30 protein-coding genes are annotated in these 25,854 nt (G+C 73.2%); 18 read left to right on the forward strand and 12 right to left on the reverse strand.

Features of this window, described 5'->3' with window-relative positions:
* Nucleotides 1-44: 44 nt before the first annotated feature.
* Entirely contained in the window at nt 45-920 is an 876-nt protein-coding gene (locus AB0J69_RS24560) for an oxaloacetate decarboxylase (protein ID WP_364121374.1), read from the reverse strand.
* A 155-nt stretch (nt 921-1,075) separates the two neighbouring features.
* On the opposite strand from AB0J69_RS24560, the gene AB0J69_RS24565 reads away from it, so the two are divergent.
* The 3 genes from AB0J69_RS24565 (at nt 1,076) to AB0J69_RS24575 (ending at nt 4,151) form a co-directional block, all read left to right on the forward strand.
* A complete protein-coding gene (locus tag AB0J69_RS24565; protein ID WP_364121377.1) occupies nt 1,076-2,191 on the forward strand; it encodes a hypothetical protein in 1,116 nt (371 codons plus the stop codon).
* A gap of 136 nt (nt 2,192-2,327) precedes the next feature.
* The gene (locus tag AB0J69_RS24570) at nt 2,328-3,221 is read left to right on the forward strand and encodes an alpha/beta fold hydrolase (protein WP_364121380.1); all 894 of its coding nucleotides are present in this window, start codon (nt 2,328-2,330) and stop codon (nt 3,219-3,221) included.
* A 306-nt stretch (nt 3,222-3,527) separates the two neighbouring features.
* Nucleotides 3,528-4,151 carry a peptide deformylase gene (locus tag AB0J69_RS24575; RefSeq protein WP_364121383.1) on the forward strand — a complete coding sequence of 208 codons (624 nt, stop codon included), beginning with the start codon at nt 3,528-3,530 and terminating at the stop codon, nt 4,149-4,151.
* A gap of 27 nt (nt 4,152-4,178) precedes the next feature.
* On the opposite strand, the gene AB0J69_RS24580 is transcribed toward AB0J69_RS24575, so the two are convergent.
* From AB0J69_RS24580 to AB0J69_RS24590, 3 genes are all read right to left on the reverse strand, one after another.
* Complete coding sequence (locus AB0J69_RS24580; protein WP_364121386.1) at nt 4,179-5,279, reverse strand: winged helix DNA-binding domain-containing protein; 1,101 nt, start codon at nt 5,277-5,279, stop codon at nt 4,179-4,181.
* The gene (locus tag AB0J69_RS24585) at nt 5,276-5,863 is read right to left on the reverse strand and encodes an aldo/keto reductase (protein ID WP_364121707.1); all 588 of its coding nucleotides are present in this window, start codon (nt 5,861-5,863) and stop codon (nt 5,276-5,278) included. Before AB0J69_RS24585 ends, AB0J69_RS24580 begins: the two co-directional genes overlap by 4 nt.
* A gap of 68 nt (nt 5,864-5,931) precedes the next feature.
* Entirely contained in the window at nt 5,932-6,354 is a 423-nt protein-coding gene (locus tag AB0J69_RS24590; RefSeq protein ID WP_364121388.1) for a VOC family protein, read from the reverse strand.
* Between the two features lie 112 nt (nt 6,355-6,466).
* Here AB0J69_RS24590 and AB0J69_RS24595 point away from each other — a divergent pair, with 112 nt between their 5' ends.
* From AB0J69_RS24595 to AB0J69_RS24605, 3 genes are all read left to right on the forward strand, one after another.
* Complete coding sequence (locus AB0J69_RS24595; protein WP_364121391.1) at nt 6,467-7,474, forward strand: WYL domain-containing protein; 1,008 nt, start codon at nt 6,467-6,469, stop codon at nt 7,472-7,474.
* Between the two features lie 67 nt (nt 7,475-7,541).
* Nucleotides 7,542-8,678 carry an FAD-dependent monooxygenase gene (locus AB0J69_RS24600; RefSeq protein ID WP_364121394.1) on the forward strand — a complete coding sequence of 379 codons (1,137 nt, stop codon included), beginning with the start codon at nt 7,542-7,544 and terminating at the stop codon, nt 8,676-8,678.
* Nucleotides 8,679-8,714: 36 nt separating this feature from the next.
* Nucleotides 8,715-9,764 (forward strand): methyltransferase, encoded by a 1,050-nt coding sequence (locus AB0J69_RS24605; RefSeq protein ID WP_364121397.1) that lies wholly within the window; start codon nt 8,715-8,717, stop codon nt 9,762-9,764.
* Here AB0J69_RS24605 and AB0J69_RS24610 read toward each other — a convergent pair.
* Nucleotides 9,751-10,311, reverse strand: a complete 561-nt coding sequence (locus AB0J69_RS24610) for a zinc-binding dehydrogenase (RefSeq protein ID WP_364121710.1) — start codon at nt 10,309-10,311, stop codon at nt 9,751-9,753. The two genes, AB0J69_RS24605 and AB0J69_RS24610, sit on opposite strands and share 14 nt — an antisense overlap.
* A 27-nt stretch (nt 10,312-10,338) precedes the next feature.
* On the opposite strand from AB0J69_RS24610, the gene AB0J69_RS24615 reads away from it, so the two are divergent.
* Nucleotides 10,339-11,187 (forward strand): helix-turn-helix domain-containing protein, encoded by an 849-nt coding sequence (locus AB0J69_RS24615; protein WP_364121713.1) that lies wholly within the window; start codon nt 10,339-10,341, stop codon nt 11,185-11,187.
* A gap of 29 nt (nt 11,188-11,216) precedes the next feature.
* Here the strand turns inward: AB0J69_RS24615 and AB0J69_RS24620 are convergent, their stop codons facing one another.
* A complete protein-coding gene (locus AB0J69_RS24620; RefSeq protein WP_364121400.1) occupies nt 11,217-11,903 on the reverse strand; it encodes an SDR family oxidoreductase in 687 nt (228 codons plus the stop codon).
* Nucleotides 11,904-12,013: 110 nt separating this feature from the next.
* On the opposite strand from AB0J69_RS24620, the gene AB0J69_RS24625 reads away from it, so the two are divergent.
* Entirely contained in the window at nt 12,014-12,616 is a 603-nt protein-coding gene (locus AB0J69_RS24625) for a TetR family transcriptional regulator (RefSeq protein ID WP_364121403.1), read from the forward strand.
* Nucleotides 12,617-12,635: 19 nt separating this feature from the next.
* Here AB0J69_RS24625 and AB0J69_RS24630 read toward each other — a convergent pair whose 3' ends face one another.
* The 3 genes from AB0J69_RS24630 to AB0J69_RS24640 form a co-directional block, all read right to left on the reverse strand.
* Complete coding sequence (locus AB0J69_RS24630; protein WP_364121406.1) at nt 12,636-13,472, reverse strand: alpha/beta hydrolase; 837 nt, start codon at nt 13,470-13,472, stop codon at nt 12,636-12,638.
* Entirely contained in the window at nt 13,469-14,062 is a 594-nt protein-coding gene (locus AB0J69_RS24635; RefSeq protein WP_364121409.1) for a TetR/AcrR family transcriptional regulator, read from the reverse strand. The genes AB0J69_RS24630 and AB0J69_RS24635 overlap by 4 nt, the downstream gene beginning before the upstream one ends.
* A 140-nt stretch (nt 14,063-14,202) precedes the next feature.
* A complete protein-coding gene (locus AB0J69_RS24640; RefSeq protein WP_364121411.1) occupies nt 14,203-14,649 on the reverse strand; it encodes a DUF2690 domain-containing protein in 447 nt (148 codons plus the stop codon).
* Nucleotides 14,650-14,892: 243 nt separating this feature from the next.
* Here AB0J69_RS24640 and AB0J69_RS24645 point away from each other — a divergent pair, with 243 nt between their 5' ends.
* The 3 genes from AB0J69_RS24645 (at nt 14,893) to AB0J69_RS24655 (ending at nt 17,432) form a co-directional block, all read left to right on the forward strand.
* Nucleotides 14,893-15,534, forward strand: coding sequence for a TetR/AcrR family transcriptional regulator (locus tag AB0J69_RS24645; RefSeq protein ID WP_364121414.1), 642 nt, complete (start codon nt 14,893-14,895; stop codon nt 15,532-15,534).
* A gap of 200 nt (nt 15,535-15,734) precedes the next feature.
* Nucleotides 15,735-16,796, forward strand: a complete 1,062-nt coding sequence (gene pstS, locus AB0J69_RS24650) for a phosphate ABC transporter substrate-binding protein PstS (RefSeq protein WP_364121416.1) — start codon at nt 15,735-15,737, stop codon at nt 16,794-16,796.
* Between the two features lie 54 nt (nt 16,797-16,850).
* On the forward strand, nt 16,851-17,432 hold the full coding sequence (locus AB0J69_RS24655; RefSeq protein ID WP_364121419.1) for a helix-turn-helix transcriptional regulator: 582 nt from the start codon (nt 16,851-16,853) through the stop codon (nt 17,430-17,432).
* Nucleotides 17,433-17,655: 223 nt separating this feature from the next.
* Here the strand turns inward: AB0J69_RS24655 and AB0J69_RS24660 are convergent, their stop codons facing one another.
* The gene (locus tag AB0J69_RS24660) at nt 17,656-19,023 is read right to left on the reverse strand and encodes a DHA2 family efflux MFS transporter permease subunit (RefSeq protein WP_364121422.1); all 1,368 of its coding nucleotides are present in this window, start codon (nt 19,021-19,023) and stop codon (nt 17,656-17,658) included.
* A 64-nt stretch (nt 19,024-19,087) separates the two neighbouring features.
* Between AB0J69_RS24660 and AB0J69_RS24665 the strand changes: the two genes are divergently transcribed.
* A complete protein-coding gene (locus tag AB0J69_RS24665) occupies nt 19,088-19,807 on the forward strand; it encodes a helix-turn-helix transcriptional regulator (protein WP_364121425.1) in 720 nt (239 codons plus the stop codon).
* A 39-nt stretch (nt 19,808-19,846) separates the two neighbouring features.
* Here the strand turns inward: AB0J69_RS24665 and AB0J69_RS24670 are convergent, their stop codons facing one another.
* Nucleotides 19,847-20,821 carry a helix-turn-helix domain-containing protein gene (locus AB0J69_RS24670; RefSeq protein ID WP_364121427.1) on the reverse strand — a complete coding sequence of 325 codons (975 nt, stop codon included), beginning with the start codon at nt 20,819-20,821 and terminating at the stop codon, nt 19,847-19,849.
* 289 nt (nt 20,822-21,110) lie between these two features.
* On the opposite strand from AB0J69_RS24670, the gene AB0J69_RS24675 reads away from it, so the two are divergent.
* From AB0J69_RS24675 to AB0J69_RS24700, 6 genes are read left to right on the forward strand one after another with little or no spacing between them, the layout of a single operon-like run.
* Nucleotides 21,111-21,632, forward strand: coding sequence for a hypothetical protein (locus AB0J69_RS24675; protein WP_364121429.1), 522 nt, complete (start codon nt 21,111-21,113; stop codon nt 21,630-21,632).
* A 2-nt stretch (nt 21,633-21,634) separates the two neighbouring features.
* Nucleotides 21,635-21,934, forward strand: coding sequence for a hypothetical protein (locus AB0J69_RS24680; protein ID WP_364121431.1), 300 nt, complete (start codon nt 21,635-21,637; stop codon nt 21,932-21,934).
* Between the two features lie 45 nt (nt 21,935-21,979).
* Nucleotides 21,980-22,426 carry a DUF6010 family protein gene (locus AB0J69_RS24685; RefSeq protein ID WP_364121434.1) on the forward strand — a complete coding sequence of 149 codons (447 nt, stop codon included), beginning with the start codon at nt 21,980-21,982 and terminating at the stop codon, nt 22,424-22,426.
* Nucleotides 22,423-22,980, forward strand: coding sequence for a hypothetical protein (locus AB0J69_RS24690; RefSeq protein ID WP_364121437.1), 558 nt, complete (start codon nt 22,423-22,425; stop codon nt 22,978-22,980). The genes AB0J69_RS24685 and AB0J69_RS24690 overlap by 4 nt, the downstream gene beginning before the upstream one ends.
* Nucleotides 22,977-23,480 (forward strand): hemerythrin domain-containing protein, encoded by a 504-nt coding sequence (locus tag AB0J69_RS24695; protein WP_364121440.1) that lies wholly within the window; start codon nt 22,977-22,979, stop codon nt 23,478-23,480. Before AB0J69_RS24690 ends, AB0J69_RS24695 begins: the two co-directional genes overlap by 4 nt.
* Entirely contained in the window at nt 23,477-25,399 is a 1,923-nt protein-coding gene (locus AB0J69_RS24700; RefSeq protein WP_364121443.1) for a S9 family peptidase, read from the forward strand. Before AB0J69_RS24695 ends, AB0J69_RS24700 begins: the two co-directional genes overlap by 4 nt.
* On the opposite strand, the gene AB0J69_RS24705 is transcribed toward AB0J69_RS24700, so the two are convergent.
* Nucleotides 25,377-25,820 carry a hypothetical protein gene (locus tag AB0J69_RS24705; protein WP_364121445.1) on the reverse strand — a complete coding sequence of 148 codons (444 nt, stop codon included), beginning with the start codon at nt 25,818-25,820 and terminating at the stop codon, nt 25,377-25,379. The two genes, AB0J69_RS24700 and AB0J69_RS24705, sit on opposite strands and share 23 nt — an antisense overlap.
* Nucleotides 25,821-25,854: the final 34 nt, after the last annotated feature.

Raw genomic sequence — 25,854 nt, forward strand, 5'->3', positions numbered from 1 at the left:
GGCCTGGACCGCCGCCAGGTCCCGGCCCTGAGCCGCCGCCGCGCTCAGCGCGTCCGGTACCGCTCCTCGAGCGCGGCGTGCTCGTCGAGCCCGATCAGCCGGTTGAACGCGTCGAAGGTGATCATGTTCTGGACGTCCGGGCCAGTCTCGCCCCGCGTGGCGAGCGTCTCCAGGTAGTCCCGCATGCCCTTGGCCGCCGCGAACGCCGCGCCGACGGAGAAGATCACGAGCGCGTAGCCCATCTCCTGCAGCCCGCGCACGTTCACCAGCGGGGTCCGGCCGCCCTCGATCTGGTTGCTGAGCACGGGAACGACACCGCGGAAGGTGTCGCAGACGCGCCGCATCTCGTCCTCGCTCTCGGGGGACTCGACGAACAGCAGGTCGGCGCCCGCCTCGTGATAGGCCGCGCCGCGCTCCAGCGCCTCGTCCAGGCCCATCGTGGTACGCGCGTCGGTGCGGGCGATGATCACGAAGTCGGGGTCGCGCCGCGCGTCCACCGCCGCCCTGATCTTCTGGATCATGTCCTCCTTGGCGATGACATGGCGGCCCAGCATGTGCCCGCAGCGCTTGGGGAAGGTCTGGTCCTCGATGTGCATCGCCGCCGCGCCGGCCGTCTCGTACTCGCGTACCGCGCGACGTACGTTGAGCGGGTTGCCGTAGCCGGTGTCGGCGTCGGCGATCAGCGGCAGGTCCACGGCCTCGGCGAAGGCGGCGACCCGCGCCACCATCTGCGTCAGCGTCAGGTAGCCGACGTCGGGCCGGCCCAGCACGCTGGCCGAGGTCTGGAAACCGCTGAGGTAGATCGCCCGGAAGCCCAGCTCCTGGGCCAGCCGGGCGCCGGTCCCGTCGTACGCGCCGGGCGCCACCAGGATCTCGGGAGCGCTGACCAGCTCCCGCAACCTGGTCGTGTGTCGTGTCATGTGCCCTGTCCCCCGTCCCCTCGTCCCGCCCCTACCCGGCGACCCCCACCGGTCACCTGAGCCCCGATGAGCCCCGGATGCCGCCCCGGAACCCCGCCACGGCGATACGAGGAATCCACTGGACGGCCCCGCGCACAGACGCTTCGGTGTGAACCATGCGCGTCGTCGGATTCTGGCTCCTCCTGGTGATCGTCGTCACGGCGACGCTGGCCAAGCTGGAGCGCGGCCTGGCGATGGGCGTGCTCGCCACGATCGTCGCCGCTGCCGCGTGCGTGACGGTGGCCGTGCTCTGGTCGAGGTGGGGCCGGCGGCTGAGCGCCGGTGGACGCAAGCGCCGGCGGCGAACGCTGTACGCGGTCGTGATCCTGCTCAGCGTCGGCTGGGCGACGGTCAACGGCCTGGGATCCGTCCTGGCGCAGTGGGGGAACGGCGGGAGCACCGAGGAGGTCCGGCTGGGGTTCACCACCATGCTGTGGTGGGGACGGATCGGCAAAGGGCTGCAGTTCGCCGCCGGTCTGGTCGTCCTGATCGACCTTGCCGACCCGGACAAACTGCGCGCGGCGGGCAAGCGGGCCCGGCTCCGGCAGCGCGGCATCAACCCGAGGATCGCCGGGCTCCGGAGCACCGACACCAACCTCCGGATGGCCACCTGGCTGCACGAGCACATCGTCACCCGCCCGCTGCTGCTGGGGCCGCCCATCGGTGGCGTCCAGCACGCGCAACACGGTGACCCCGTCCTGGTCGACGCCGAGAGCGTGGTGGACGTGCCGGACGAGGCGCCGTTCAGCCTGCTCGACCACCGCGTCCTCCATGCCCGGTTCAGCGGCGAGGTCGGTGGGCGGGCGATCACCCCCGAGGACGAGAAGCGGCTGTACGCCATGGTGTGGGAGCTCATGGCCGAGCGCCTCACCGCCGGGGAGGCCGCACGGCTGCACCGGGCACGCCGATGGCGGTCGATGGGACGCACAGCCCTGGTCGCCGGGTTCTTCCTCTTCATCGGAGCGGTGCTGTTGTCGGCCTACGCCCAGGTGTACCTGGGTGACTGGTTCACCCTGGCGTCCGGCGTGATCGCGGTGGCCACCGTGGTGGCGTTGTCCCAGGGCGAGGGCAGGCTCTACGAGCGCTGGCTGCACGCCGTCCACCTGCCCGCGAGGGTCGTCACCGAGGGGCTCGCCAGGCTGCTCGACCGCGAACGCCCGGCCCACCCGCTGCGGTGGTTCGGCCTGTTCCTGTTCGTCTACGGCTTCGCTCTCGACCTGCTCGCTTCCTAGGTCGTCCGCACCGACGCTCGCCCGGACCGGCAACGGCGGGACGGCCGGGCAGTCCGTACGTACCCATGCGAGACGAGACGTACCGTCTCGTGTTAGGGTGAAGCCCATCTGAACCCGAACCGATGAGGACGACGCCATGCCCCGATTGACCGACCCGCTACGACGCGACGAGACCTTCGTGGAGGTGGCGGACGGCAACCGCCTGTGGGTGGAGACGGCCGGTGCCCCGGAGCGTCCCGCCCTGTTGCTGGTGATGGGCGCCAACGCGAGCGGGCTCGGCTGGCCCGACGAGCTGGTCGAGCTGCTGGCCCGGGACCACTTCGTCGTCCGCTACGACCACCGCGACACCGGACGCTCCACCCATGCCTTCGACGAGCGCCCCTACCCGATCCGGGCGCTGGCGGACGACGCGATCGCGGTCCTGGACGCGCTGCGGATCGCACGTGCCCACGTGGTCGGGATGTCCCTGGGCGGCACGCTGGTGCAGTTGCTGCTCCTGGACCACCCGGACCGGCTGCTGAGCGCCACGATCTTCGGCTCCGCCCTGCTCGGCGGCGCGGCCCCCGACCCGGCCATCGCCGACGACGACCTGCCCGGGCCGGACCCCCGGCTGCTCGACCTGTGGGCGGAGCTCGGTCAGGAGCGCGACCAGGAGGCGGAGCTGCACTGGCGCGTCGAGCACTGGCGGGTGCTGAACGGCGACGTCCTGCCGTTCGACGCCGAGGAGTTCGCCGGCCTCGAACGCCGGATCGCCGCCCACAGCGGCACCTGGCGCGGCCCCGTCGCCCATGCCCTGGCCGACCAGTCGGGCATGGCCCGCGGGGCCGAGCTCGCGCACGTCACGGTGCCCACCCTGGTGATCGACGCGCCTGAGGACCCCATCACCCCGCCGCCGCACGCCGCCCGGCTGGCCCGCGCCATCCCCACCGCCACCCTCGTCACCGTGCCCGGCCTCGGCCACGCCCTGCCCCGCGCGGTCGTACCGCCCCTCGCCACGGCCATCACCGCCCACACCGGCCGCCATTCGTGACACGGTCGAGGCACCACCGACACGGCAGCACGCCGCCCGTCCCCGAACCGAGGAGCCCGCGGGGACCTGACGGAGCGGGCTAGAGCGGACCGGCGTCGCGGGTCGTCGGCATCCGCTCGGGCGGGGCGCCGTCGAGCCGGTTTCCGGTTCGCACGCTGTGCAGGACGTCCCGCAAGCTGGTGGGCGGAGGTCGCATCCCTGCCGGTGGCGCGCAGCGTCCTGGCCGCCGGTGCCCGGAACGCTCCGTACGCGACCTTGACGTGCTCTATCGTCTGCTGAGCGACCGCTGATCGGAAAGGACCCCCCTTGCGTATCGAGCACAAGCCCGCCACCGGCGGCGACGAGCTGGTCGAGCGGGTGCACGCCCTGCTGGCGGCGCCCCGGCCCTGGTCGGTCACCCAGGTGGGCGACCCCGTGCTGCGCCGCCCGGCCCAGCCGTACGACGGCCAGCTCCCCGACGGCCTGCTGCGCAAGCTGCTCGACGCGATGTTCCTGCACCTGCCGGGCGTCGGGGTGGGGCTCGCCGCGCCGCAGGTGGGCATCCCGCTGGCGCTGGCCGTCATCGAGGACCCCGCCGACGTGCCGCCGGAGATCGCCGCGGAGCGCGAGCGCGTGCGCCAGCCGCCGCTGGAGCTCGTCAACCCCGTCGTCACCCCCTTGGGGTCCCGATATCACGCCTTCTACGAGGGATGCCTCAGCGTCGAAGGGCTGACCGCCGTCGTCCCGCGCCACGCGGAGGTGCGGCTGTCGGCGCTCGACGGGAACGGGCACGCGTACGAGCTGGAGCTGTCCGGCTGGCCGGCCCGGATCGCCCAGCACGAGACCGACCACCTCAAGGGCATGCTCTACCTCGACCGCGCGGAGCCGCGTTCCCTGTCGACCACCGCCAACTACGAGCGCTTCTGGGCTCCCCCGCAGGCCCAGGGCTGACGACCGGCCCGGCGATCCACCGGCCGCTCAAGGAGGAGACGCGGCGATAAGTACGCGGTCGCCGTCGCCGTCGGACAGGAACGCCGCCAGCGCCCGCCCCTGCTCGGCCACGGCCTCGCGGTCGGCCGGGGAGAAGGAGCGCAGCGGAAGGACGGTCACGGTGCCGGCCTCGGCGCTCCAGGTCGCGGCGACCCGGCCGTCGACGAGGACGACGCGGGCGCCGGCGACCGACAGGCCGCGGTGGGCGTCGTCGATGATCCGGCTCCGGTCGTGGTAGCCGAGAATCGCGTTGTCGAAGGCCGGCAGGAACCGTACCGGGGCGGGGGTGTCGGGGTCGGGGCGCGGCGCGCCGGGCAGGTCCAGCAGCTCGCGGCCCCGCTCGTCGCGGAAGGCGACCAGCTCCCCGCGCATCGCGGCCACCGCGCCCGGCAGCCCGGCCAGGCCGCACCAGGCGCGCAGGTCGGCCGTGGCGGCGGGGCCGAACGCGGCCAGGTAGCGCCGTACGAGCGCCTGGCCCACGGGGTCGCCGCCGTCCGGGGACAGGGGGTCGATCTCGCGCCCCAGCCAGGACGAGAGCAGCGCGTTGCGCACTCCCGCCCGCGCCCGCCACAACCCGCGCGGCGGCAGCTGCACCATCGGCAGGAGCGCGGCCACCAGCATCTCCCCCAGGGCCCGCGGCCCCGGCTCCGGCCAGCGCCCGGCCAGCGCCCGGGCGAGCTCGCCCATCGAGCGGGGCTCGCCGTCGGCCATCACCGCCCGGCCCGCCGCGGCGAGTTCGCCGAGGTCCACCCCGGCGAGCTCGCGGCGGTAGGTCCCCAGCACCCGCTGACGCAGCATGGCGTCGTGGCGGGCCCGCCAGGCCAGGACGTCGTCGGCGGTGAGGAGGTGGACGGTGCGCCGCATGAGGTGGGTACGCACCACGCGCCGCCCGGTCAGCAGGTCGGAGAGCACCGCCGGGTGGAACGCGCGCAGCCGCGACCAGAGCCCGACGAACGGTTCCTGCGGTTCCTGCGCCTGCAGTCCGCCGAGGTGCGCGACGGCGTCCAGGGCCGGCATGTCGGACCGGTCGAGCAGCAGTTGCCGGGCGAGCGTCGCGCGGTTGAGCGCCCGGGTTCCGAGAACGGTCATGCCGCGGCGCGCTCGCCGGCCGGCCGCCGCCGCAGCGCCGCCCGGGTCAGGGCCGGCGGCCGGTAGGCGACGTCGAGCGGGCCGATGTCGGTGCCGGGAGGCACGATCTCGTCGATCCTGTCGAGGAGGTCGTCGCCGAGGACGGTGCCGGCGCCGGCCAGCAGGTCGTCGAGCTGCTCCATGGTGCGCGGCCCGATGATCGCCGAGGTGACCCCCGGGTGGGCGCGGTGGATCTGGTAGAGGTCGATGTGGTCGGTACGCAGGCGGCGCAGCGAGTGCTCGACCTCGGTGACGATCCAGCGCCGGGAGTTGCCGGCCCGGTTGGGGTCGTCGCCCATCGGGCCGCTCACCTTGGTGGCCAGGACGATGTCGTCGCGGCGGCCCTTCAGCGCCCTGCCGACGATCTCCTCGGTCTCGCTGCAGGAGTAGACGTCGGCGGTGTCGATGAAGTTGATCCCGGCGTCGACGGCCCGGTGGATGATGCGGGCGCAGTCGTCGTGGTCAGGGTTGCCGACCTGGCCGAACAGCATGGTGCCCAGGCAGTAGGGGCTGACCTGTATTCCGGTGCGTCCCAAAGGCCGCATTCTCATGTGGTTGTCCCTTCGATCTTCCTCTGGGGGCGTGGTGCGGTGCCCCGCACCACGCCGGACGCTCAGCCGTTGTATTCGCTCGCGACGTCCACGACCCAGACGACGCCGAAGCGGTCCCTGAGCATCCCGTAGAGCGGGGACCACTGCGCGGGCTCCAGCGCCCGCACGACGGTCGCCCCGGCGGAGAGCTTCCCCCAGTACGCGGTGACCTCCTCCGCGGTGTCGCCGCGCAGGGAGACGAAGAACGCGTTCTCACCCTGGTCCCACGGCATCCCCGCGGGCACGTCGTACGCCATCACGTGAAAACCGCTGTCCGCGGCCACCTGGCCCCACATCACCTGGTCCGCCGCGGCGGGGTCCTCGACGTTCCCGGCGTCCTTGTACGTGACGACGGCGAGGTGACCGCCGAACACGGACTGGTAGAACTCGAGCGCCGCGCGGGCGTCGCCCCGGAAGTTCAGGTGAGTGACGGACTTGACGGACATTCCTGGCTCCTGACTTCGATCATTCGTCGTGCACGCCGTCGTCCGGCGCGGGACAAACAGTCGCAGGAGTAGCGGTCAGGATGTGGCCGCTACTTGCGGCAATATGGGGGACATGCCGAAGACTTCAGCGCGGCTGCTGGCGTTGCTCTCGCTGCTCCAGACGCGCCGGGACTGGCCGGGAGCGCTGCTGGCCGAGCGGCTGGACATCAGCCCGCGCACCGTGCGCCGCGACGTCGACCGCCTGCGCGAGCTCGGCTATCCGATCATGACCTTCAAGGGGCCGGACGGCGGATACCGGCTGGAGGCCGGCGCGGAGCTGCCCCCGTTGCTGTTCGACGACGAGCAGGCCGTCGCCCTGGCCGTCGCGCTCCAGATCGCGGCCACGTCCGGGGCCGGCATCGAGGAGGCCGCGTCGCGCGCGCTGAACACCGTCCGCCAGGTCATGCCCGCACGGCTGCGCCACCGGATCGACACCCTCCGGGTCACCGCCGTCGAGCCGCCCGCGACCCGGCCGGAGCCGCCGGTCGACGGCGGCGTGCTCACCGCGCTCGGCGCCGCCGTCCACGCCCGCGAGGTGCTGCGCTTCGACTACGCCCAGCCGGGAGCCGACGACGGCGGCGGGCAGGCCCCGCCGCGCCGGGTGCAGCCGCACCACCTCGTCACCTGGGGCGCGCGCTGGTACCTCGTCGCCTGGGACCTCGACCGCGAGGACTGGCGCACCTTCCGCGCCGATCGGATCACCCCGCGCACGCCCACCGGGCCCCGCTTCACCCCGCGCGAGTTGCCCGGAGGTGACGTGGCCGGCTTCGTGAGCGGCCGGTTCCGCGGCTCCGACGGCTCGGGCGACTGGCCCTGCCGCGGCGAGGTCATCCTCGACCTGCCCGCCGACATGGTGTCCGGCCACACCCGCGACGGCGTCGTCGAGGCGCTCGGCCCGGATCGCTGCCGGCTCGTCCTGGGCTCGTGGTCCTGGCCCGGCCTGGCCGCCGCCGTCGGCAGGTTCGACGCCGACATCGAGGTCGTCGGGCCGGGCGAGCTCAAGGACGCCTTCGCGCTCCTGGCCCGCCGCTACGCCGCCGCCGCGACCGGCGCACCCGCCCCGCCGCCCGCGAGCCCGTGAGCCGCTTTCGGGACCGGCCACCCCCGGCTGTATCTTCGATTTGAAGATACTCCGAAGCGGAGGGGATATGGACGTCCTTGTCATAGGCGCCGGCGTCGGCGGCCTGGCCGTGGCCCGCGTGCTGCTGGCGGCCGGTCACGAGGTGCGGGTCTTCGAGCAGGCCCTAGCCCCCCGGACGGGCGGTAAGGCCTTACTCGTCTGGAGCAACGGCAACGCCGTGCTCGATGATCTGGGCGTGAGCCTGGCGGGCGCCGGAGCCCGGATCGACCGGATCGACGGGCTGGCCTCCGACGGCCGGCTGCGTACCACCATGGACATCGCGCACGCGACCGGCCGGTACGGCTTCCCCACCCAGGCCGTCCCCCGCCGCCTCCTGCAGGACCGCCTCACCGACGGGCTGCCCGGCGACCTCGTCCGCTACGGCGTCGCCTGCCGGGACGTCACCCAGGACGGCGACCGGGTCACCGCGACCTTCACCGACGGATCGACCGCCACGGGAGACCTGCTCATCGGGGCCGACGGCCACCACTCGGTCGTACGGCGACAGCTGTGGGGCGACGGCACCGTCCGGCCGGCCACGTTCGGCACGTGGCAGGGGCTGAGCCCGATCGGGATCGACATCACCGACACGACCCGGCACCTCATGATCTCGGGCCGGGAGGGCGCCTGCGGGCTCATGCCGGCCGGGAAGGGCCTGCTGCAGTGGTGGTTCGACGTCCGCTGGTCGCCCGCCGACCCGCGGCCGGCCGCGCCGCTGGCCGAGCTCAGGCGCCGGTTCGGCCACTGGGCCTCGCCCGTCCCCGAGGTGCTCGCCGCCGCCACCGAGGAGGACCTCGAGTTCTTCGGCCACCACTGGAACAGGGTCCGCAAGGTCTGGGGCGAGGGCCGCGTCACGCTGGCCGGCGACGCCGCCCACACGATGCCGCCCACCCTGGGGCAGGGCGCCAACCAGACGCTCGAGGACGCGTGGGTGCTCGGGCGCGAGCTCGCCAAGGGCGGTGACCCGTCGGTACGGCTGCGCGCCTACGAAAGGGCCCGCTACCCGCGCATCTCCCTGGTCTCCCGGCTGGCCAAGCGCAATCCCGCCAACTGGCGCATCCCGCCGATGATCGCCCGGCTGTTCCCCGAGACGATGCAGACCGCCATGCTGGCCCGCTTCAGCAACCGCCTCTCCGAGCTCCCGGGGCGAGTGACACAGGGGTAAGCTCGGGCCCGTCCCGCGGGAAGAGGGAGTCGTGACGTGACCGCAACGGAAGACGATCATGACGGCCGGTCGTCGGCCTGGCACGCGGCCTGGGAAGTGCTGGCACCCGTGACAGACCTGGTCACGCCGATGGCGGTGCGGGTCGCGGCCTCGCTGGGGCTCACCGATCTGATGGCCGGCGACGCGGTGCCCGTCGAGGAGCTGGCCCGCCGGTCCGGCACCGACGCCGACGCGCTGGCCCGGCTGCTGCGGCTCCTGGTCTGCCGGGGCGTGTTCACCGAACGGGAGCCGGGCAGGTTCGCCGTCAACGGACCCGCCGCGCTGCTGGCGTCCGGCCACCCGTCCGGCATGCGGGAGCAGCTCGACCTGGGCGGCTTCGGCGGGCAGATGGACCTGGCCTTCACCGGCCTGCTGCACACGGTCCGCACGGGGCAGCCGGCGTGGGAGACGGTCTTCGGCGCCCCGATCTGGCGCTATCTCGCCACGAACCCGCAGATGGGCGCGTCCTTCGACGCGATGATGGCCTCCGTGGCCGACGAGGTCGCCGACGCGGTGCAGGCGTACGACTGGTCCGGCGTGCGGCACGTGGTCGACGTCGGCGGCGGCACCGGGGCCCTGCTCGCCGGCCTGCTGCGCGCCGACCCGGATCTGCGGGCCACGCTCGTGGACCTGCCGGACACCGTGGAGCGGGGCCGGCGGCAGCTGGCCGAGAGCGGGCTGGAGGCGCGGTGCGAGTTCGCCGGCCAGAGCTTCTTCGATCCGCTGCCCGCCGGGGGCGACGTGTACGTGCTCAGGCGGGTGGTGCACGACTGGGGCGACGACGAGGCCGTACTGATCCTGCGCCGGTGCGCCGAGGCGGCCGGGCCGCACGGACGGGTCGTGGTGATCGACACACCGGGCAGTGCCGACTCGGCCATGTTCGCCGAGATGAGCCTGCGCATGCTGGTGCTCAACGGCGGACGCGAGCGCACCGCCGACGACTACGCCGCCATCACCGCCGAGGCCGGGCTCCACCTCGCCGGGGTCCGCAGCACCTCGCTCGGCCACCTCCTCCTCGACTGCGTCCCCCTGGTCAGCCGAAGCTGATGACCGACCGTCTGCCGGAGTGCCCCTTGGCCATGGCGTCGAGCGCCGTGTTGGCGTCGCGCAGGCCGATCGGGGTGAACTCGGGCAGGATGCCGTGCGCCACTGAGAACGCGAGGGTGTCACGCGCGTCGTGCGGGGAGCCGGACGGATTGATCATGGTGTGCAGCCGGTTGAGCGCCATCGGCTGGGTGGGCAGGATCAGCGGCTCGGGGCCGTACCCGCACAGCACGAGCGTGCCGTCGGGGGCCAGGCCCGTGAGCGTCGCCGAGGCGGCCGAGGTGGACGGGGAGGTGTTGAGGATCAGATCCGCGCCACCGTCCCAGGCGCTGAGGGCCTCGGCCGGGTCGGTGTCCTGGGTGGCGATGAACCGCTCGGCGCCCATCTCCCTCGCCGCCGCCTCGCTCCGGTTCGACCGGCCGATGACGGCCACGCGGGCTCCCATGGCGACGGCGTACCGGATCGCCAGCGCGCCGACACCGCCCGCGCCGATGACCGCGACCCGCGAGGTGGGAGTGATCCCGCAGACCCCGGCCCGGAACCGTGGCATGAGCGGCACCTGGACCCGCGCGCCGAGCTGAGCGCGTTCCTGCGTACCCGACGGGCCAGGCTGCAGCCGGGCGACGTGGGGCTGGCCGGGCACGGCCGGTCGCGCCGGGTGCCGGGCCTGAGGCGGGAGGAGCTGGCCCAGCTCGCCGGGATCTCGGTGGCCTATTACACCCGCCTCGAACAGGGCAACGCCCGCAACGTCTCGGCCGAGGTGCTGGACGCGATCTCCGGTGCGCTCAGGCTCTCCGACGCCGAGCACGCCCACCTGCTGCACCTCGCCAGGCCGAAGGAGCGCAGGCGGCGGCCCGCGCCGCGGCGCCGGCGGGTGCGGCCCGCGTTGCTGGACCTGCTGACGGCGATGGAGGGCGTGCCCTCGTACGTGTGGGGCCGCCGCACCGACGTGCTGGCGTGGAACCGCACTGCCTCGGCGCTCTTCGGCGACTGGGCGGCGCGGGCCCCGCAGGAGCGGAACTGGGCCAGGATCGCCTTCCTCGACCCGGCGGCCCGGCGGCTCTTCGCCGACTGGGAGGCCAAGGCTTCCGACGTGGTGGGGAACCTGCGGCTGGACGCCGGGCTGCACGCGGACGATCCGCTGCTCGCGGCGCTGATCGGGGAGCTGTCCATGAAGAGCGCGGACTTCCGCGGGCTGTGGGCGGCCCACGACGTCAGGAGGAAGGCGTACGGCAGCGTACGGATCAGGCACCCGCTGGCGGGTGAGCTGACGCTCCGCTACGAGGACTTCACGCTTCCCGGCGATCAGGAGCAGTCGGTGTCGACCTACCACGCCGAGCCCGGTTCGGCGTCGGAGGAGGCGCTGCGCCTGCTGGCGAGCTGGGGCGCGGACGCGTCCCGTGACCGGTCGGCCGACGGCCGCTGAGCCCGCTCAGGCACGCCCGCCGAGCCCCCTCAGGTGGCCAGCAGGCCGCCGTCCATGTGCAGGTCATGGGCGTTGATCCCGGTGTTGCGGAGCAGGAAGTCCGTGGCGTCGGCGATCTCGGCCATCGTCACCAGCCGGCCGATCGGCGTCCGCGTCGAATGCGGCGGATTTGGGACGTGCCGCCATTTGGGGCTGTCGCCGATCAGGCCCGGGTGCAGGGCGTTGACGCGGTGCGGGGCGATCTCGACCGCGAGCGTCCTGACCAGGCCGGTGATCCCGGCGTTGAAGGTGGTGACGACGGTCGAGCCAGGGTACGGGCGTTCCTTGGCGAGGCCCCCGAACAGCACGACGGAAGCGCCCGGGCCGAACCGGTCGCGCAGCACGCGGACGGCCTCGGTGTAACCGACGAGTTTCATGGTCACGGCCGTGATCGCATCGGTGAGGTCGAACCGCTCCAGAGTGTTCGCCGCCTGGCCGGCCGCGGTGATGACGAGATTGTCGACGCCGCGCACCTCGGCCAGCGAGGCACCGATCGTCTCAGGCCGGGCAAGATCGAGCGCCAGCCCGCGGGTGCCGGCGCCGATCTCGGCGGCGACGGTCTCGGCCCGCGCCTTGTCCCGGCTGGTGATGATGACGTCGTCACCGCGGCCGGCGAAACGCTGCGCGATCACGCGGCCCAGCCCGCCGCTGCCGCCGATGATGATGGTGCTGGTCATGTGAGGTCGTCCCTCCGTGAAATCCTTAATGTCCAATTGGATACTAAGGGTACAGCAGCCGGCGGAGGGCACGGCGGCCGGCAGTACAGTGATCGCATGGAGAAGGCGGCGTGAACGACCAGGAGGCGCCGGGGAAACCGCGGCGCAAGCACCGGCGGGACCCCGAGGGGCACCGGGCGGCCATCCTCGAGGCGGCCCGCCAGTCCTTCGCCGAACGCGGCTACGCCCGTACGACCCTCCGCGACATCGCCCAGCGGGCCGGCGTCACCCACGGCCTGATCACCCGGCACTTCTCGTCCAAGGAGCGGCTCTTTCTCGCGGCGGTGCCGGGCAATCGCGACCTGGAGCGGCTGGCGGCCGGGGATCCGGCGACGCTGCCCGAGCGGATCGCCCGCGGCTTCGTCCGGCGGATGGAGACCGACGCCGCCAACGACCCGCTCGTCGCCCTGCTGCGCAGCGCGGCGTCCGACGAGCGCACCGCCGCCCACCTCCTGGCCGCGATGCAGGAGAGCAGCCGCACCGTCTACCGGTCCGTGCTCTCCGACATGTCCGGCGACGACGTGGACACGCGTGTCGCGTTCCTGGGGTCACATCTGATCGGGATCACCTTCAGCCGGTACATCGCGCGCACCGAACCGCTGGCCTCGATGCCGCCCGAGCAGCTCACCGGGCACCTCACCCGGACGTTGCGGCACATCCTCTTCGACGCCTGACCCCGGTGGCAGGGCGCGGTCAGGCGTGGAAGACCTTCCGGAGGAGCTCGGCGAACTCGGCGGGATGCGTGGTCAGGCCGGTGTGCCCGCCGGGGAAGTGCACGAGCTCCGTGCCGAAGTGCTCGGCCAGGAACGCCGCCGGACGGTAGGGCAGCTCGCCGGCCGAGTCCTGGCCGCACGCCAGCACCAGCCGGTCCGAGAGCCGCTCCAGCCGGTCGACGTCCGGGGTGTAGGACATGAAGGCGGGCACGATGCGCCCGACGAAGTAGGGCAGGTTGGCCATCGTCTGCTCGGCCCGTGCCGCCGCCTGCGGCGGAAGCCTGACCTCGGCCTCGGGCTCGCCACCGTCCCCGTCCTTCTTCAGCCCCGCCGCGAACACGGCCATCGCCGGCATGAGCCCCTCCGCGCGGAACGTCTCGCGTACGCGGGCGATGAGGGCACGATGCTCGTCGGCGTCCGGCAGGACCTCCACCACCGGCGGCTCGTGCGCGACGACGCGTTCGAGGCGCTCGGGGCGGGTGGCGAGCAGGTGGAGGGAGACGATCGCGCCCGAGCTGGCGCCGAACACGCGGGCGGGCTCGCCCGGCGACAGCAGCTCCAGCAGCCGATACGCGTCGTCGGCGTGCTCGGCCACGTGCTGCTCGGCGTCCGGATCGTCCAGCGCGCTGCGGGACATGCCGCGCGGGTCGTAGGTCACGACCGTGTAGTCGGCGGCCAGGTCGCCGGCGACGCCGTCGAAGGACGCCGCACCGCCCGACCCTCCGGGGATCAGCAGCAGCAGCGGGCCTGCGCCGCGTACCTCGTAGTGCAGGGTGGCGCCGCTCACGCGCAGGCTGCCGGCCGTCGGGGTGGTCATTTCGGGTCTCCTTCTCGGGACGGGGGCCAATGCTCCAGAAGGGTGTGCAGGGCGTCGAGGGCACGGACCCAGGTCTGCTGCGGCGAGCGCTCGTGGGCGAACCCGCCCGCCGCCTCCAGCGCGACGAACCCGTGGAACGTGCTGCGCAGCACGCGCACCGCGTCGGTGAGGTCGGGCTCGGCCAGCCCGTAGGCGCGCAGCATGCTGTAGGTCAGCTCGACCGCGCGCCGCGGCCCCGGCGCCTTCGCGACCAGCTCCGGGTCGATCTGGATCGGGGTCTGCGTCGCCGTGTAGCGGCCCGGATGCTCGCGGGCGTAGTCGCGCCAGGCGTTCGCGAACGCGACCAGCGCGTCCCTGCCCGCGCGGCCGGCGGTCGCCTCCGCGATGCGGACGGTCTTCTCGTCCGCGGCCAGCAGCGCGATCCGCCCGCGCAGGTCCTCCACGTTGCGGACGTGGGTGTAGAGGCTCGCGTCCTTCACGCCCAGCCGCCGCGCCACCTCCGACATGGTCACCTGCTCGAACCCGACCTCGTCCGCCAGCTCGGCGCCCGCGATCGTCACCCGCTCCACCGTCAGCCCCGCCCGCACCATGCGCTCTCCCTCCTAGGGCCTCTAGTTATATCCTAGAGCCCCTAGGATGGAAACTCGATTTCCGGCGGACGCACCCTCGCCCGGGAAGGCGGCGGCCCGGCTCAGCCGATGTTGAGCCGGGCCATCTGCCGGCACGCGGGCTAGTCGCAGGCCTTCGGCGTGGTGCCGCTGCCCCTGTTGACCCGGCCGATCCCGGCCGTCACGGTCCCCGAAGCCTTGGCGCAGACACCGCTGGGGGCGTAGACCATGTCGCCCCAGTGGTGCCCGCCGTTCCCCGGGCGGTAGCTGAAGGATCTGCTCGTCCTGCTGGTGAACACGGTGATGCTGCCGGAAGCGCTCTTGGGGACCGTAACCTCGCCCCAGTTGGTGCCGCAGCGGCGGGAGTAGTACAGCCGGATGGTGCCCAGGACGTCGCCGATCTCGTTCTTCAGCGCGGCCTTCTTCCCGGTGTTCACCTTGCTGTTGGCGCACCCGCTCCGGTACGGGTCCTTTCCGTCGTACGGGTGAGCGCTCGCGGGTCCCGCGGCCATCCCGAGCGACGCGATCGCCGTCACGGACACCGCCACCGCTGCTACGCGGATCCTCATGTCGAACCGACTCCTTTCCGAGGGAAGGTCAGATCATGTTCCAGCCGGGCCTGATCTCTCCGCCAGGAATGCAATCGGCCTTTCGCCCGGGCAGCAAGAAACAATCGGCGGATATTCGTCCGAACATTGTCCAGAGACGCCGTTGGACAATCTCGGAGGGCAAGATGCGGGACATGCGGTAAAGTACAACGTGCATGGTAATAGATAAAACGATCGTTGTAAGAGATGTGGAGAGCCCGGGCTATGACCAGGACGAACAGCACGACGTCACGGCCACGCGGCGGGCAGGCCGACAAGCGCCGGGCGATCCTCGCCGGGGCGCTCACGGTGTTCGCCCGTGACGGCTACACCCGGGCCAGCATCGACGCCATCGCCTCCACCGCGGGCGTCTCCACCCGTACCATCTACAACCACTTCACCGACAAGACCGAGCTGTTCCGCACCGTCATCCAGGAGAGCGCCGGGCGGGCCGCCGAGGCGCAGATCGCCGTCATCGACCGCCACCTGCGCAAGATCACCAATCTGGAGTCCGACCTCGTGGAGTTCGGCCGCGACTTCGCCCGGCCGATGACCGCCGAGCACGCGGAGCACTTCGCACTCGTACGGCAGATCAACGCCGAGGCCGGGCACGTCCCCCAGGCCGTCATCGACGCCTGGCAGGAGACCGGGCCGCTACGGGTCCGCCGCGAGCTCGCCGGCCACCTGCGGCGGTGGGTGGAGCAGGGGCTGCTGCGCACCGACGACCCCGACCGGGCCACCCTCCACCTCATGCTGCTGATCGCCGCGGGCACCCCGCCATATCTCGGAGCCGCTCCCGACGAGCGGGAGGTGGACGAGATGGTCACCTCCGGCGTCCGCGCCTTCCTGCACGGCTACCTCGCCTGACGGCGGTCACGAGCCACCGGAGCGCCAGACCCACCTGACGTCCGCGGACACCCCGGCGCCGAGGCTCAGCGCGGCCACCGGCAGGACAAAGGCGTGCAATCTGGCGAAATATGGCATTTGACGCGGAAATGACCCTTTCCGGCAGGAAGCTTGACGGCCGATTCACCGGGCGGACATGACCACTTCATAGCGTCGGCCGAATGGCAAAGCTGACATGGATCGCGGGAATCGTCGCTCTGACCATGGCCGCCTGCGCGGCCGGTCTGAGCGGGGCCGTGATACTCACCCGCGAGGACGTGCCGCAGAGCCCGCCCGTCATGAAGTCGATCTACGCCTCCGGATCCAGCGCGCAGAAGGGCGCGATGGACGCCTGGCGGGCCGAGTTCCACCGGGACCACCCCGGGCTGCGCGTGCACTACCAGGACAACGGATCGGGGGCCGGGATCCGTGACTTCGTCGCGGGCACCACCGCGTTCGCCGGCTCCGACGTCGCGATGCGGCCCTGCGAGCAGGTGCGGGCCGACCGGCGCTGCGGCAACCGCGCCGTACACCTGCCCATGGTCGTGGGGCCCATCGCGCTGGCCTACAACGTGCCGTCCGTACCGGATCTCAAGCTCTCACCGACCACCACGACCGGCATCTTCAACGGGCGGATCACCAGGTGGGACGCCCCGCAGATCGTCGCCGACAACCCCGGCAGGCGCCTGCCGCGCACCGACATCCGGGTCTTCCACCGCGCCGACGACTCGGGCACGACCCACAACTTCACCAGTTACCTCAAGGCGACGGGCCACTGGCCGCACCGGCCGTCCAGGAAGTGGAACGGTGCCGGGCAGAGCGTCACCGGCTCCACCGGGATCACCAAGGCCGTCCAGCACACCGTGAACTCCATCGGATACGTGGAGTACGGCTTCGCCAGCGAGGCCCGCTTGCAGACCGCCCGGGTCCGCAACGCCTCCGGCCAGTTCGTCGCGCTCTCGCCCCAGAGCGCCTCCAAGGCCCTGGAAGGCGCCAAGATCGTCGGCAGGGACGACGACCTGGTGGTGCGCTTCGACTACCGGACCAAGGTCCGGGCCGCCTACCCGATCGTCCTGGTCACCTACGAGATCGCCTGCTCGCAGAACACCGACCCGCTGGTGCGGGCCTTCCTGCGCTACACCGCCGGCGACGCCGGCCAGTCCAACCTCTCCCTGTACGGCTACGCCCCGCTCCCGCACGACCTCCTCGCCAAGGTACGCGCCCGCCTCGGGGTCACCAGTTGACCGGTCCACGAGGGCTCCAGCGGGCCCATGCCCGAGGGGCATACACTCTTGCCCATGACGCAAGACTTCGACCTGGACAGCGTGATCAGGCAGCGCATCCGCGGCCTGCGGCTGGCGCGCGGCTGGTCGCTGGACGTGCTCGCGGCCCGCTGCCACATCAGCCCGTCCAACCTGAGCCGCATCGAGACCGGGCGCCGCAGGATCGCGCTCGACCAGCTCGTCCCCATCGCCCGGGCCCTGGACACCACGCTCGACCAGCTCGTGGAGTCCGCCGACGACCAGGACGTGGTGATCCGGCCGCAGCCCTGTCACACGCCCGGGCTGACGAGCTGGCTCCTGTCGCGCGAGCGCTCCCTCCACGGGGTGACCGTGGCGAAGCTGCGCATCACCCCCGACCGGCCCGCCGGCGCCGAGCACCTGAAGGTGCACCCCGGCCACGAGTGGTTCACCGTGCTGTCCGGGACCGCCCGGCTGCACCTGGGCGAGCGCACGATCCTGGTCGAGGCGGGCGACGCGGCGGAGTTCTCCACCATGACGCCGCATTCGATCGGCGCCCACGAGGGTCCCGTGGAGCTCCTCACCATCCTGGACCACAGCGGGGGGCGCATCCACCTGGACGAGGCTCCGGCGCCCTGACGCCGCCGTCCAGCGCCTCTCACGATCGGCAAGAACGAGCGCCACCAGGGCTGCGGTCGGCCACCGCCGCCTTACGCAGGATCACCCCGAACGACAGCCCGAGCAGCGTGGCCACCATCGATCATGAGCGTGCCACCGCCGATCGCCGGCCCGGCGCCCGCGCCCGCGTGCACCTGGCCATCGCGGCCTACGAGGCCGGCCTCGTCTGGCGGCGGCCGGCGGTTCAGAAGGCGAGGAGGGTGAGCGCGGCGGCGGCCAGGAAGCCGAGGCCGCCGACGACGGCGGTGGCGTGCAGGCCGCCCACCAGCCCGCCGCCCGCGACCAGCGTGCCGGCCAGGGCCACCCCGATCGCGCTGCCGGTCTGGCGGGCGGCGTTGAACACCGCGGACGCCGCGCCGCCGAGCTCGGCCGGCGCCGCCTCCATGATCGCCGAGGTGGCGGCCGGCATCGTGAAGCCGGTCCCGAAGCCGGTGAGCATCATCGGCGCCACCAGCGACCCGTAGCTCGTGTCCGGGCCGGCCAGCAGGTGGCCGAGCAGCCCGGCCCCGCCCATGACGAGCCCGAGCGCCATCGGCACGTGCGGCCCCGTACGCGCGGCGACCTGGCCGCTCAGCGGCGAGGAGATCACGGGCATCAACGCCATCGGCAGCAGGGCCAGCCCCGTCATCAGGGCGCCCAGGTGCCGGACGCGCTCGAAGAACAGCGGCGCGGCGAACAGCAGCCCGTAGAACCCGAGGTTGAGCAGCACCCCGACGACCGCCGACGCCGAAAACCGCCGGCCGCCGAACAGCTCCAGCGGCAGCATCGGCGCCCGCGACCCGCGTTCGAGCAGGACGAAGGCCGGCAGCGCGAGCGCGGACAGGCCGAGGCCGCCCAGCACCAGCGGGGACGCCCAGCCGCGCGCCCCGGCCTCGATCAGCGCCGAGGTCAGCCCGGCGAGGCACAGCGCGCCCGCCACCTGGGCCGGCACGTCCAGGCCGGACCGGGGGCCGACCGGGGCGGGGGCGGGCACGTACCTCCTGGTCAGCAGGAAGCCGAGCACCCCGAACGGGAGGTTGGCGAAGAACGCCCACCGCCAGCCGGCGGCGTCCACCAGCACGCCCCCGAGCACCGGGCCGGCGGCCGCGGCGATCCCGGCGACCATCCCCCACGCGCCGAAGGCACGGGCCCGCGCCCGCCGGTCGGGATAGGCGTTGCGCAGCAACGCGAGCGAGGCCGGCACCATCAGCGCGGCGCCGGCGCCCTGCACCAGCCGCGCGCCGATCAGCGCACCGGCCGACGGGGCCAGCCCGCAACAGGCCGAGGCGAGGGTGAACACCACCAGTCCGGCGAGGAAGACCGGCTTCCCGCCGAGCCGGTCGTTGAGCCCGCCGCAGAACAGCAGCAGCCCGGCGAAGGCGAGCGTGTAACCGTCGGCGACCCACTGCAGCGCGCTCAGCCCGGCGTGCAGGTCGGTGCCGATCACGGGGATCGCGACCGTGACCACGGTGACGTCCAGGATGACCAGGAAATAGCCGAGGCAGATCGCGACGAGCGGCAGCCGGCCGGCGTCCGGGCGGGACGGGGTGGGTTCGCGGGTGGTGGCTGTCATGGTTCCAGTCTTGGACTGAAGTACTACGGTGAACGCCGAAATGTCGTCGTCCTACACTGGCGGGATGTGGGACTCGGCATCGGAGACCGACATCGCCGAGGTGGCGGCGGCCATCGGCGATCCGTCACGGACCAAGGTGCTGCGCGCGCTGGCCGACGGCGGGGTGCTGCCGGCCGGAGCGCTGGCCGCGGAGGCCGGGGTGAGCGTGTCCACCATCAGCGGTCACCTGGCGCGGCTGCGCGAGGCGAAGCTGCTCACCGTCGAGCATGACGGCCGCCACCGCTACTACCGCCTGGCCAGCACCGACGTGGCGCGGGCGCTGGAGGAGCTGGCCAGGATCGCCCGGCCGCTGCCGGTCCGGTCGCTGGGCGAGAGCGTGCGCGCCCACGCGCTGCTGCGTGCCCGGCTGTGCTACGACCACCTGGCCGGGCGGCTCGGGGTGGCGCTGCTGGCCGCGCTGGTCGATGGGGGCGTGCTGGCCGGCACCGACGGGAGCTACCGGATCACCCCCGCCGGTCTCGTCGAGCTGGGCGCGTTCGGGATCACCACCGAGGAGTTCTCGCGGCGGCGGCCGGCGATCCGGTACTGCGTCGACTGGGGCGAGAACCGCCACCACCTCGCGGGGGCGCTCGGCGCGGCCCTGGCGAACCGGCTGTTCGCGCTGGATTGGCTGCGCCGGGGACGGGCCCGGCGGGTGGTCAAGCTCACGGACGCGGGCCGCACCGGCCTGCACGAGACCTTCGGCGTCCCCCTCGACTGGGAGGACCCGCCGGCCACCCGCTGACCCCCTTCCCGGCCATCGCCTCCCGGGACCGGGACACGGTCAAGGCCGGCTCACCCTGCCGCCCGGATCCGGCGCGGCGCGGAAGGAGGCGCGGTAGGACTGCGGGGTGACGCCGACAACGCGCTTGAACCGCTCGCGGAAGGCGGTCGCCGAGCCGAACCCGGCCTGCGCCGCGATGCGCTCGACGCCGTGGTCGGTGGTCTCCAGCAGGAACTGCGCCCGGCGTACGCGGGCCCGCAGCAGCCACTGCAGCGGCGTGGTGCCGGTGTGCTCCCGGAACCGCCGGCTGAACGTACGCTCGCTGAGCCCGCCGCGCACGGCCATGTCCGCGAGGGTGACCTCCTGAGCGAGGTTGTCCTCGATCCAGGACAGCACCGGCTCCAGCAGCGACCCCTGCGGCACGGGCGGCTGGGCGTGCACGATGAACTGCGCCTGCCCGCCCTCCCGCTCCAGAGGCATCACCGACAGCCGGGCCGAGTCGGCGGCCACCGCCGAGCCGAGGTCCCGCCGGATGATGTGCAGGCACAGGTCCAGACCGGCGGCGGCCCCGGCGGAGGTCAGGATCTGCCCGTTGTCGACGTACAGCACGTCGGGCCGCACGTCCACCAGCGGGAACCGCTCGGCCAGCCGGTGGGCGGCCACCCAGTGCGTGGTCGCGCTCAGCCCGTCCAGCAGCCCGGCCTCGGCCAGGGTGAACGCTCCCGCGCAGATGGAGGCGATCCGGGTGCCGGCGGCCGCCGCGGCGCGCAGGGCGTCGCGCACCTCGGGCCCGGGCGGCGAGCCCTGCTCGGAGCAGCCCGGCACCATGATCGTGTCGGCCTCCCGGAGCGCCTCGAGGCCGTGCGGGGCGATGATCGTGAAGGTGTCGGTGACCACCTGCGGCGTGGCCGCGCAGACCAGGACGCGGTACGGGCGGCGCCCGTCGGCCAGCCGGGCACGCCCGAACGCCTCGATCGGGGTCGCCATGTCGGCCGCCACCACATGGTCCAGAGCCAGGACCGCCACCGTGTGCATGGGGACACGGTAGGCGAGAACTCGCCATCCACGAAAGAGCAGGTCAGGCAGTTGCCTGGCCAAATTTTCCAGGCCGTGCCGGGTGGCGAGAACCCGTTGGAAATTGTCGATTCAGCCCATGGGGCGCCGACGGACGGCCGTTCTAGCCTTGCTCCGCACGATTCCGCCACACGGAGATTGGAGCTGCACGTATGCGTGCTCAAGCGGTTCTGTTCGATGGTTCCGACCCGATGGACGTCGTCCGGAACGCCACCAAGGTGACCGGGCAGAGGGGGTCCGGGGCCGGCCGATGACGAAGCTCTTCCTCTCCGTACACGTCCTGGCCGCCATCATCGCCATCGGTCCGGTGACCGTGGCGGCCAGCATGTTCCCGACGGCGGTGCGCCGCGCCCAGGAGGACGGGCCGGTCTCGCCCGCCCTCGCCTCCGCGCGGCTGCTGCACCGCATCTGCCGCGTCTACTCCGTCGTCGGGCTGGCCGTGCCGGTCTTCGGCTTCGCCACTGCCGGCAGTCTCGGGGTCCTCACCGACGCGTGGCTGATCACCTCGATCGTGCTCACCGCCGCGGCGGCCGGCGTCCTCGCGCTGCTCGTCCTCCCCGGCCAGGAGCGCCTCCTCACCGACCTGGCCGACACCGGCACCGACACCGACACCGGCACCGGCACCGGCACCGGCACCGGCACCGGCACCGGCACCTCGACGGTACGGGCCGCCACGGCCCGCCTGGGCATGCTCACCGGCGTCTTCAACCTGCTCTGGGCCATCGTGACGGTCCTGATGATCGTCCGCCCCGGCTCCACGACGGGAGTGTGAGCGTGAGCCGTACCGGACAGCCCCTGCGCATCGCCGCCGCGGTCGAGCTCGGCTCGCTCGTCATCCTGCTGGGCAACCTCGCCACCGCGCACCTGCCCGCTGTCTCCTCCCTCATGGGCCCCCTCCACGGCTGCGCGTACCTGTTCACCGTCATCGCCGCCGCCCGCGACCCGCGGCGCACCCTGGCCACGACCGGCCTGGCGCTGCTGCCGGGAATCGGCGGGCTGCTGGCCGTGCGGCGGCTGGCCGTCCGGCGGCCGGCCGCGACGGCGGAGCGAGCCGACCAGGTCCGCCCCCGCTGACGACGCCCCCATCACACCTGCTCGCAGAACGGAATGTCGCTTCCCATGCTGTCCTTCATCATGCCGATCGTGATCGGCCTCATCGCCGTCTGCTGCATGTCCCTGGTCCCCGAGCCGCACCGGCGCCGCCTCAATGCCGTCGTGGTGGGCGGCGCGGGCGCGGCCTATCTCAGCGGCGGCGGGCTCGGCTACTGGGAGTTCGTCCTGCCGGTCGTCATGAGTTACGTGGCGTACCGGGGGCTGGAGAGCTGGACCTTCATCGGCATCGGCTGGCTGCTGCACACCGCCTGGGACGTGGTGCACCACCTGAAGGGCAGCCCCATCCTGCCCTTCGCCGAGCACTCCTCCTTCGGCTGCGCGATCTGCGACCCGGTGATCGCGCTGTGGTGCTTCGCGGGCGGGCCGTCGATCACCGGCTGGGTCCGCGCCCGCCTGTCCCGCCGGCCCGGGGCTGGAGTGCCGGTGCGGGAGGCCGATAGCGTTCGCTCATGAGCCAAGCACGGCAGGACCGGCACGCCGTCGTGATCCCCGGCCGGAACTACGGACCGCAGGTGGGCATGCTCTTCTACGCGGGCCAGGCGGCCGCCCGTCGTGGTGCCCGCCTCGAACTGATCCGCTGGGCCGCGCCGGAGGACCATCCCCTGGAGGAGTGGCCGTCCTGGGTCCATGGGCAGGTCGAACCCGTCGTGGAGCCGCTGCCCGGGCCGCTGCTGATCGGCAAGTCGCTCGGCTCGTTCGGCGCGGCCGTGGCGGCGGATCGCGGCCTGCCGGCGGTGTGGCTGACACCGCTGATCACCCGGCCCGCCTGCCTGGACGCGCTGCGCCGGGCCACGGCGCCGTTCCTGCTGATCGGCGGCACGGCGGACCCCTCCTGGGACGGGGCGGTGGCGCGGGAGCTCACGCCGTACGTGCTGGAGATCGACGGCGGCGACCACGGCCTGATGCTGCCGGGCCCCCTGCACGAGAGCACCGAGGCGCTCGGGCGGGTGACCACGGCCATCGAGAGCTTCCTCGACGACGTCGTCTGGCGTGTGGGACACGCGTGACCCCCGACCACCGGCTCAAGGCCTTCGGCGATCAGCTGATCAGCGTGCACTCCTGGCTCCGCGACGAGCTGGCCGGGCTCCGCGAGGGCATCGACGCCCACCTGGCGGGCCACGCCGGACGCCCCCGCGACCTCCGGGCTCACTGCCTGGCCTTCTGCTCCGCCCTGGAGCGCCATCACACGGGCGAGGACGCCGCCGCGTTTCCCACCCTCGCCGAGCAGTTCCCCGAGCTGCGCCCCGTGCTGGAGGAGCTGACCCGCGACCACCACCAGGTCAGCGAGATCCTCCGCAAGCTGCAAGAGCTGCTCGACACCCTGGACACGGACGCGGCGGCACGGCCCCGGGACGTACGGGCCGAGCTGGACGGCCTGGCCGCGCTGCTGGAGTCACACTTCACCTACGAGGAGCGGAAGATCGTCACGGCCCTGAACACGCTGAACGCCCCCGCCTGGAACGGCGCGGCCCCCGACTTCCTGCGAACGGACCGGTCCCCGGCGTGACCGACCGCACGCCGCAGGTCACCGCCGAGCTGTTCGTCGACGCCGCCCTGCCACGGTCCCCGGTGATCTCCCCGGACGGCTCCCGGGTCGCGTACGTGCCGGCCCCGGCCGGCGAGCTGTGGGTGGCGTCGGCAGGCTCGCCTCCCGCGCGGCTGCCCTGCGGCACGGGGTGCGAGGGCGCTCCGAGGTGGGCGCCGGACTCGATGTCGATCTTCTTCCGGTCGGACGGGCAACTGCACCGGGTACGCCTCGACGGCGGCGCGTCCGAGCCCCTGACCACCTGGCGGGGCAGGATCTCCGGCCACGAGCCGCTCGCCGACGGCCGGACGGTCGCCGTGATCGCCACGGACGAGCCCGACGACGCGGACGGGTGTGGCGACGCGCTGGTGTGGGGGAAGAGCGGGCGCAACGACCGGTTGCGCCTGCTCGATCTCGGCACGCGCGAGCTGCGGGCGGTGGACGGGCTCGGCGACCGGCACGTCGTCGAGGCGGTCCAGCGACCGGACGGCGGCCCGCTGGCGGTGATCAGCTGGGCGTGCCCGGAGGTCGATCCCGGCACGTACACCGCCGAGCTCCACGTGGTGGATCCCGGGACCGGGGCGGTCCGCGGTCTCGGCGGGGTCGAGCTCGAGGCCCGCTCGCCCTGCTGGTGGCTCGCGCGGGACGGCTGGCACGTGGCCTATCTGGCGGTGACCCCGCCCGGTCCGGTCGGCGGCTGCGCCGTGTTCGACGTCGCGGTCTCCGGCCCGGCGGGTGAGCATCGCAACCTGACCTCGGACATGAACGTCTGCCCCGCCGAGCTGGCACAGACCGCGTCCGGCTCCGCGCTGGCGCTGTTCGCCGACGGGCTCGACACCGCCGTATACCGGCTGGACCCCGGTTCGCGGCGCTTCGAGCGCGTGTCCACCAGGGCCGGCCGGCTCGACTCGCTCACCGCGAGCCGCTCGGGTGCGGCGATCGCGGTGGTGGCGAGCACCGCCCACGCTCCGCGCAGCGTCCACTCCGGACCGCCCGCCGGCCCGCTGATCCGGCTCGGCGACACCACGCCGGAGCTGCGCCGGATCAGGTGGGGAGCGCAGGAACGCCTGTCCTACCGGGCCGGTGACGGGCTCGGCCTCGACGGGCTGCTGATCCTGCCGCCGGGCCGGCGCCGCCAGGACGGCCCCTTCCCGCTGGTCACCCTGGTGCACGGCGGCCCGTACGCGCGGCACGCCGACGAGTTCGGCGGTGGCTCGTTCCCCCCGGGGCAGTGGCTCGCGACCGCCGGGTACGCGGTCTTCCTGCCCAATCCCCGTGGCGGTGAGGGCCATGGCCACGCGTTCGCGGCGGCGGTGGCGGGCCGGGTCGGCCTGGACGAATGGTCCGACATCAGCAGCGGGATCGACACGCTGATCGACGCCGGGGTCGCGGATCCGGATCGGCTCGGGATCGGCGGGTGGAGCCACGGCGGCTTCATGGCGGCCTGGGCGGTGGGGCAGACCGATCGGTTCAGGGCGGCGATCATGGGCGCCGGGATCAGCGACTGGGGAATGCAGGCGGCGACCGGGGAGCTCGGCACGCTGGAGGCGGGGCTGGGCGGCAGCGTCGGCTGGGAGGGGCCGGGGCCGCACCGCCATGACGAGCTCAGCCCGATCTCGTACGCCTCGAAGGTCCGTACGCCGGTGCTGATCCTGCACGGCGAGAACGACACGAACGTGCCCCTCGGCCAGGCGACGTTCTTCCACCGGGCGCTGCTGCGCTTCGGCGTCGAGCACGAGTTCGTGGTCTACCCGCGAGAGGGGCACGCGTTCAGGGAGCGCGGCCACCGGCTCGACGTGCTCCGGCGTACGCGTGCGTGGTTCGACCGGTGGCTCGGCGAGCCGGCCCCGGGTCACGGCCGCACCGCTGACCGGCCCGTCAGGAGCCGGCGTACTCGCTGAACCACCGCCGCGCGTCCTCGACGCCGCCGACCCGCCTCCACTCGCACCCGCCGGAGAGGACGTACGCGGCGATGATGCCGTCCTCGCCCTCTTCGTGGACGATGAGGTGCTTCGGGCCGCGCGGCTCCGGTCCGGAGGTGTCCGCCGACAGCGTGATCCGGTTCCCCTGCCGCGCCTCGCGGGTCAGCTCAAAGGTGAAACGGCAGTGGCCGGCCGAGGCCAGGTACACGCCGGGCGGCACCGTACCGGGCAGGTGGCGGCCGTCGGTGATGACGGGCCCTCCGGCCTGGTGGGGAAGGTCGCGGGGCAGCCCGGGGAACAGGTCGTGCCAGGTGGGCGGCTCGGCCCGGGCGGGTCCGACACCGACGAGGAGCGCGGCCAGCACGGAGCCGGCGGCGGCGTACCTGAGCGGCGTCTGCATCCGGGCATTCTACGCACGGGCCTGCGAGCTCCAC

Origin of the sequence: Nonomuraea sp. NPDC049709, from assembly GCF_040674815.1 — a bacterium.
GTDB lineage: Bacteria > Actinomycetota > Actinomycetes > Streptosporangiales > Streptosporangiaceae > Nonomuraea.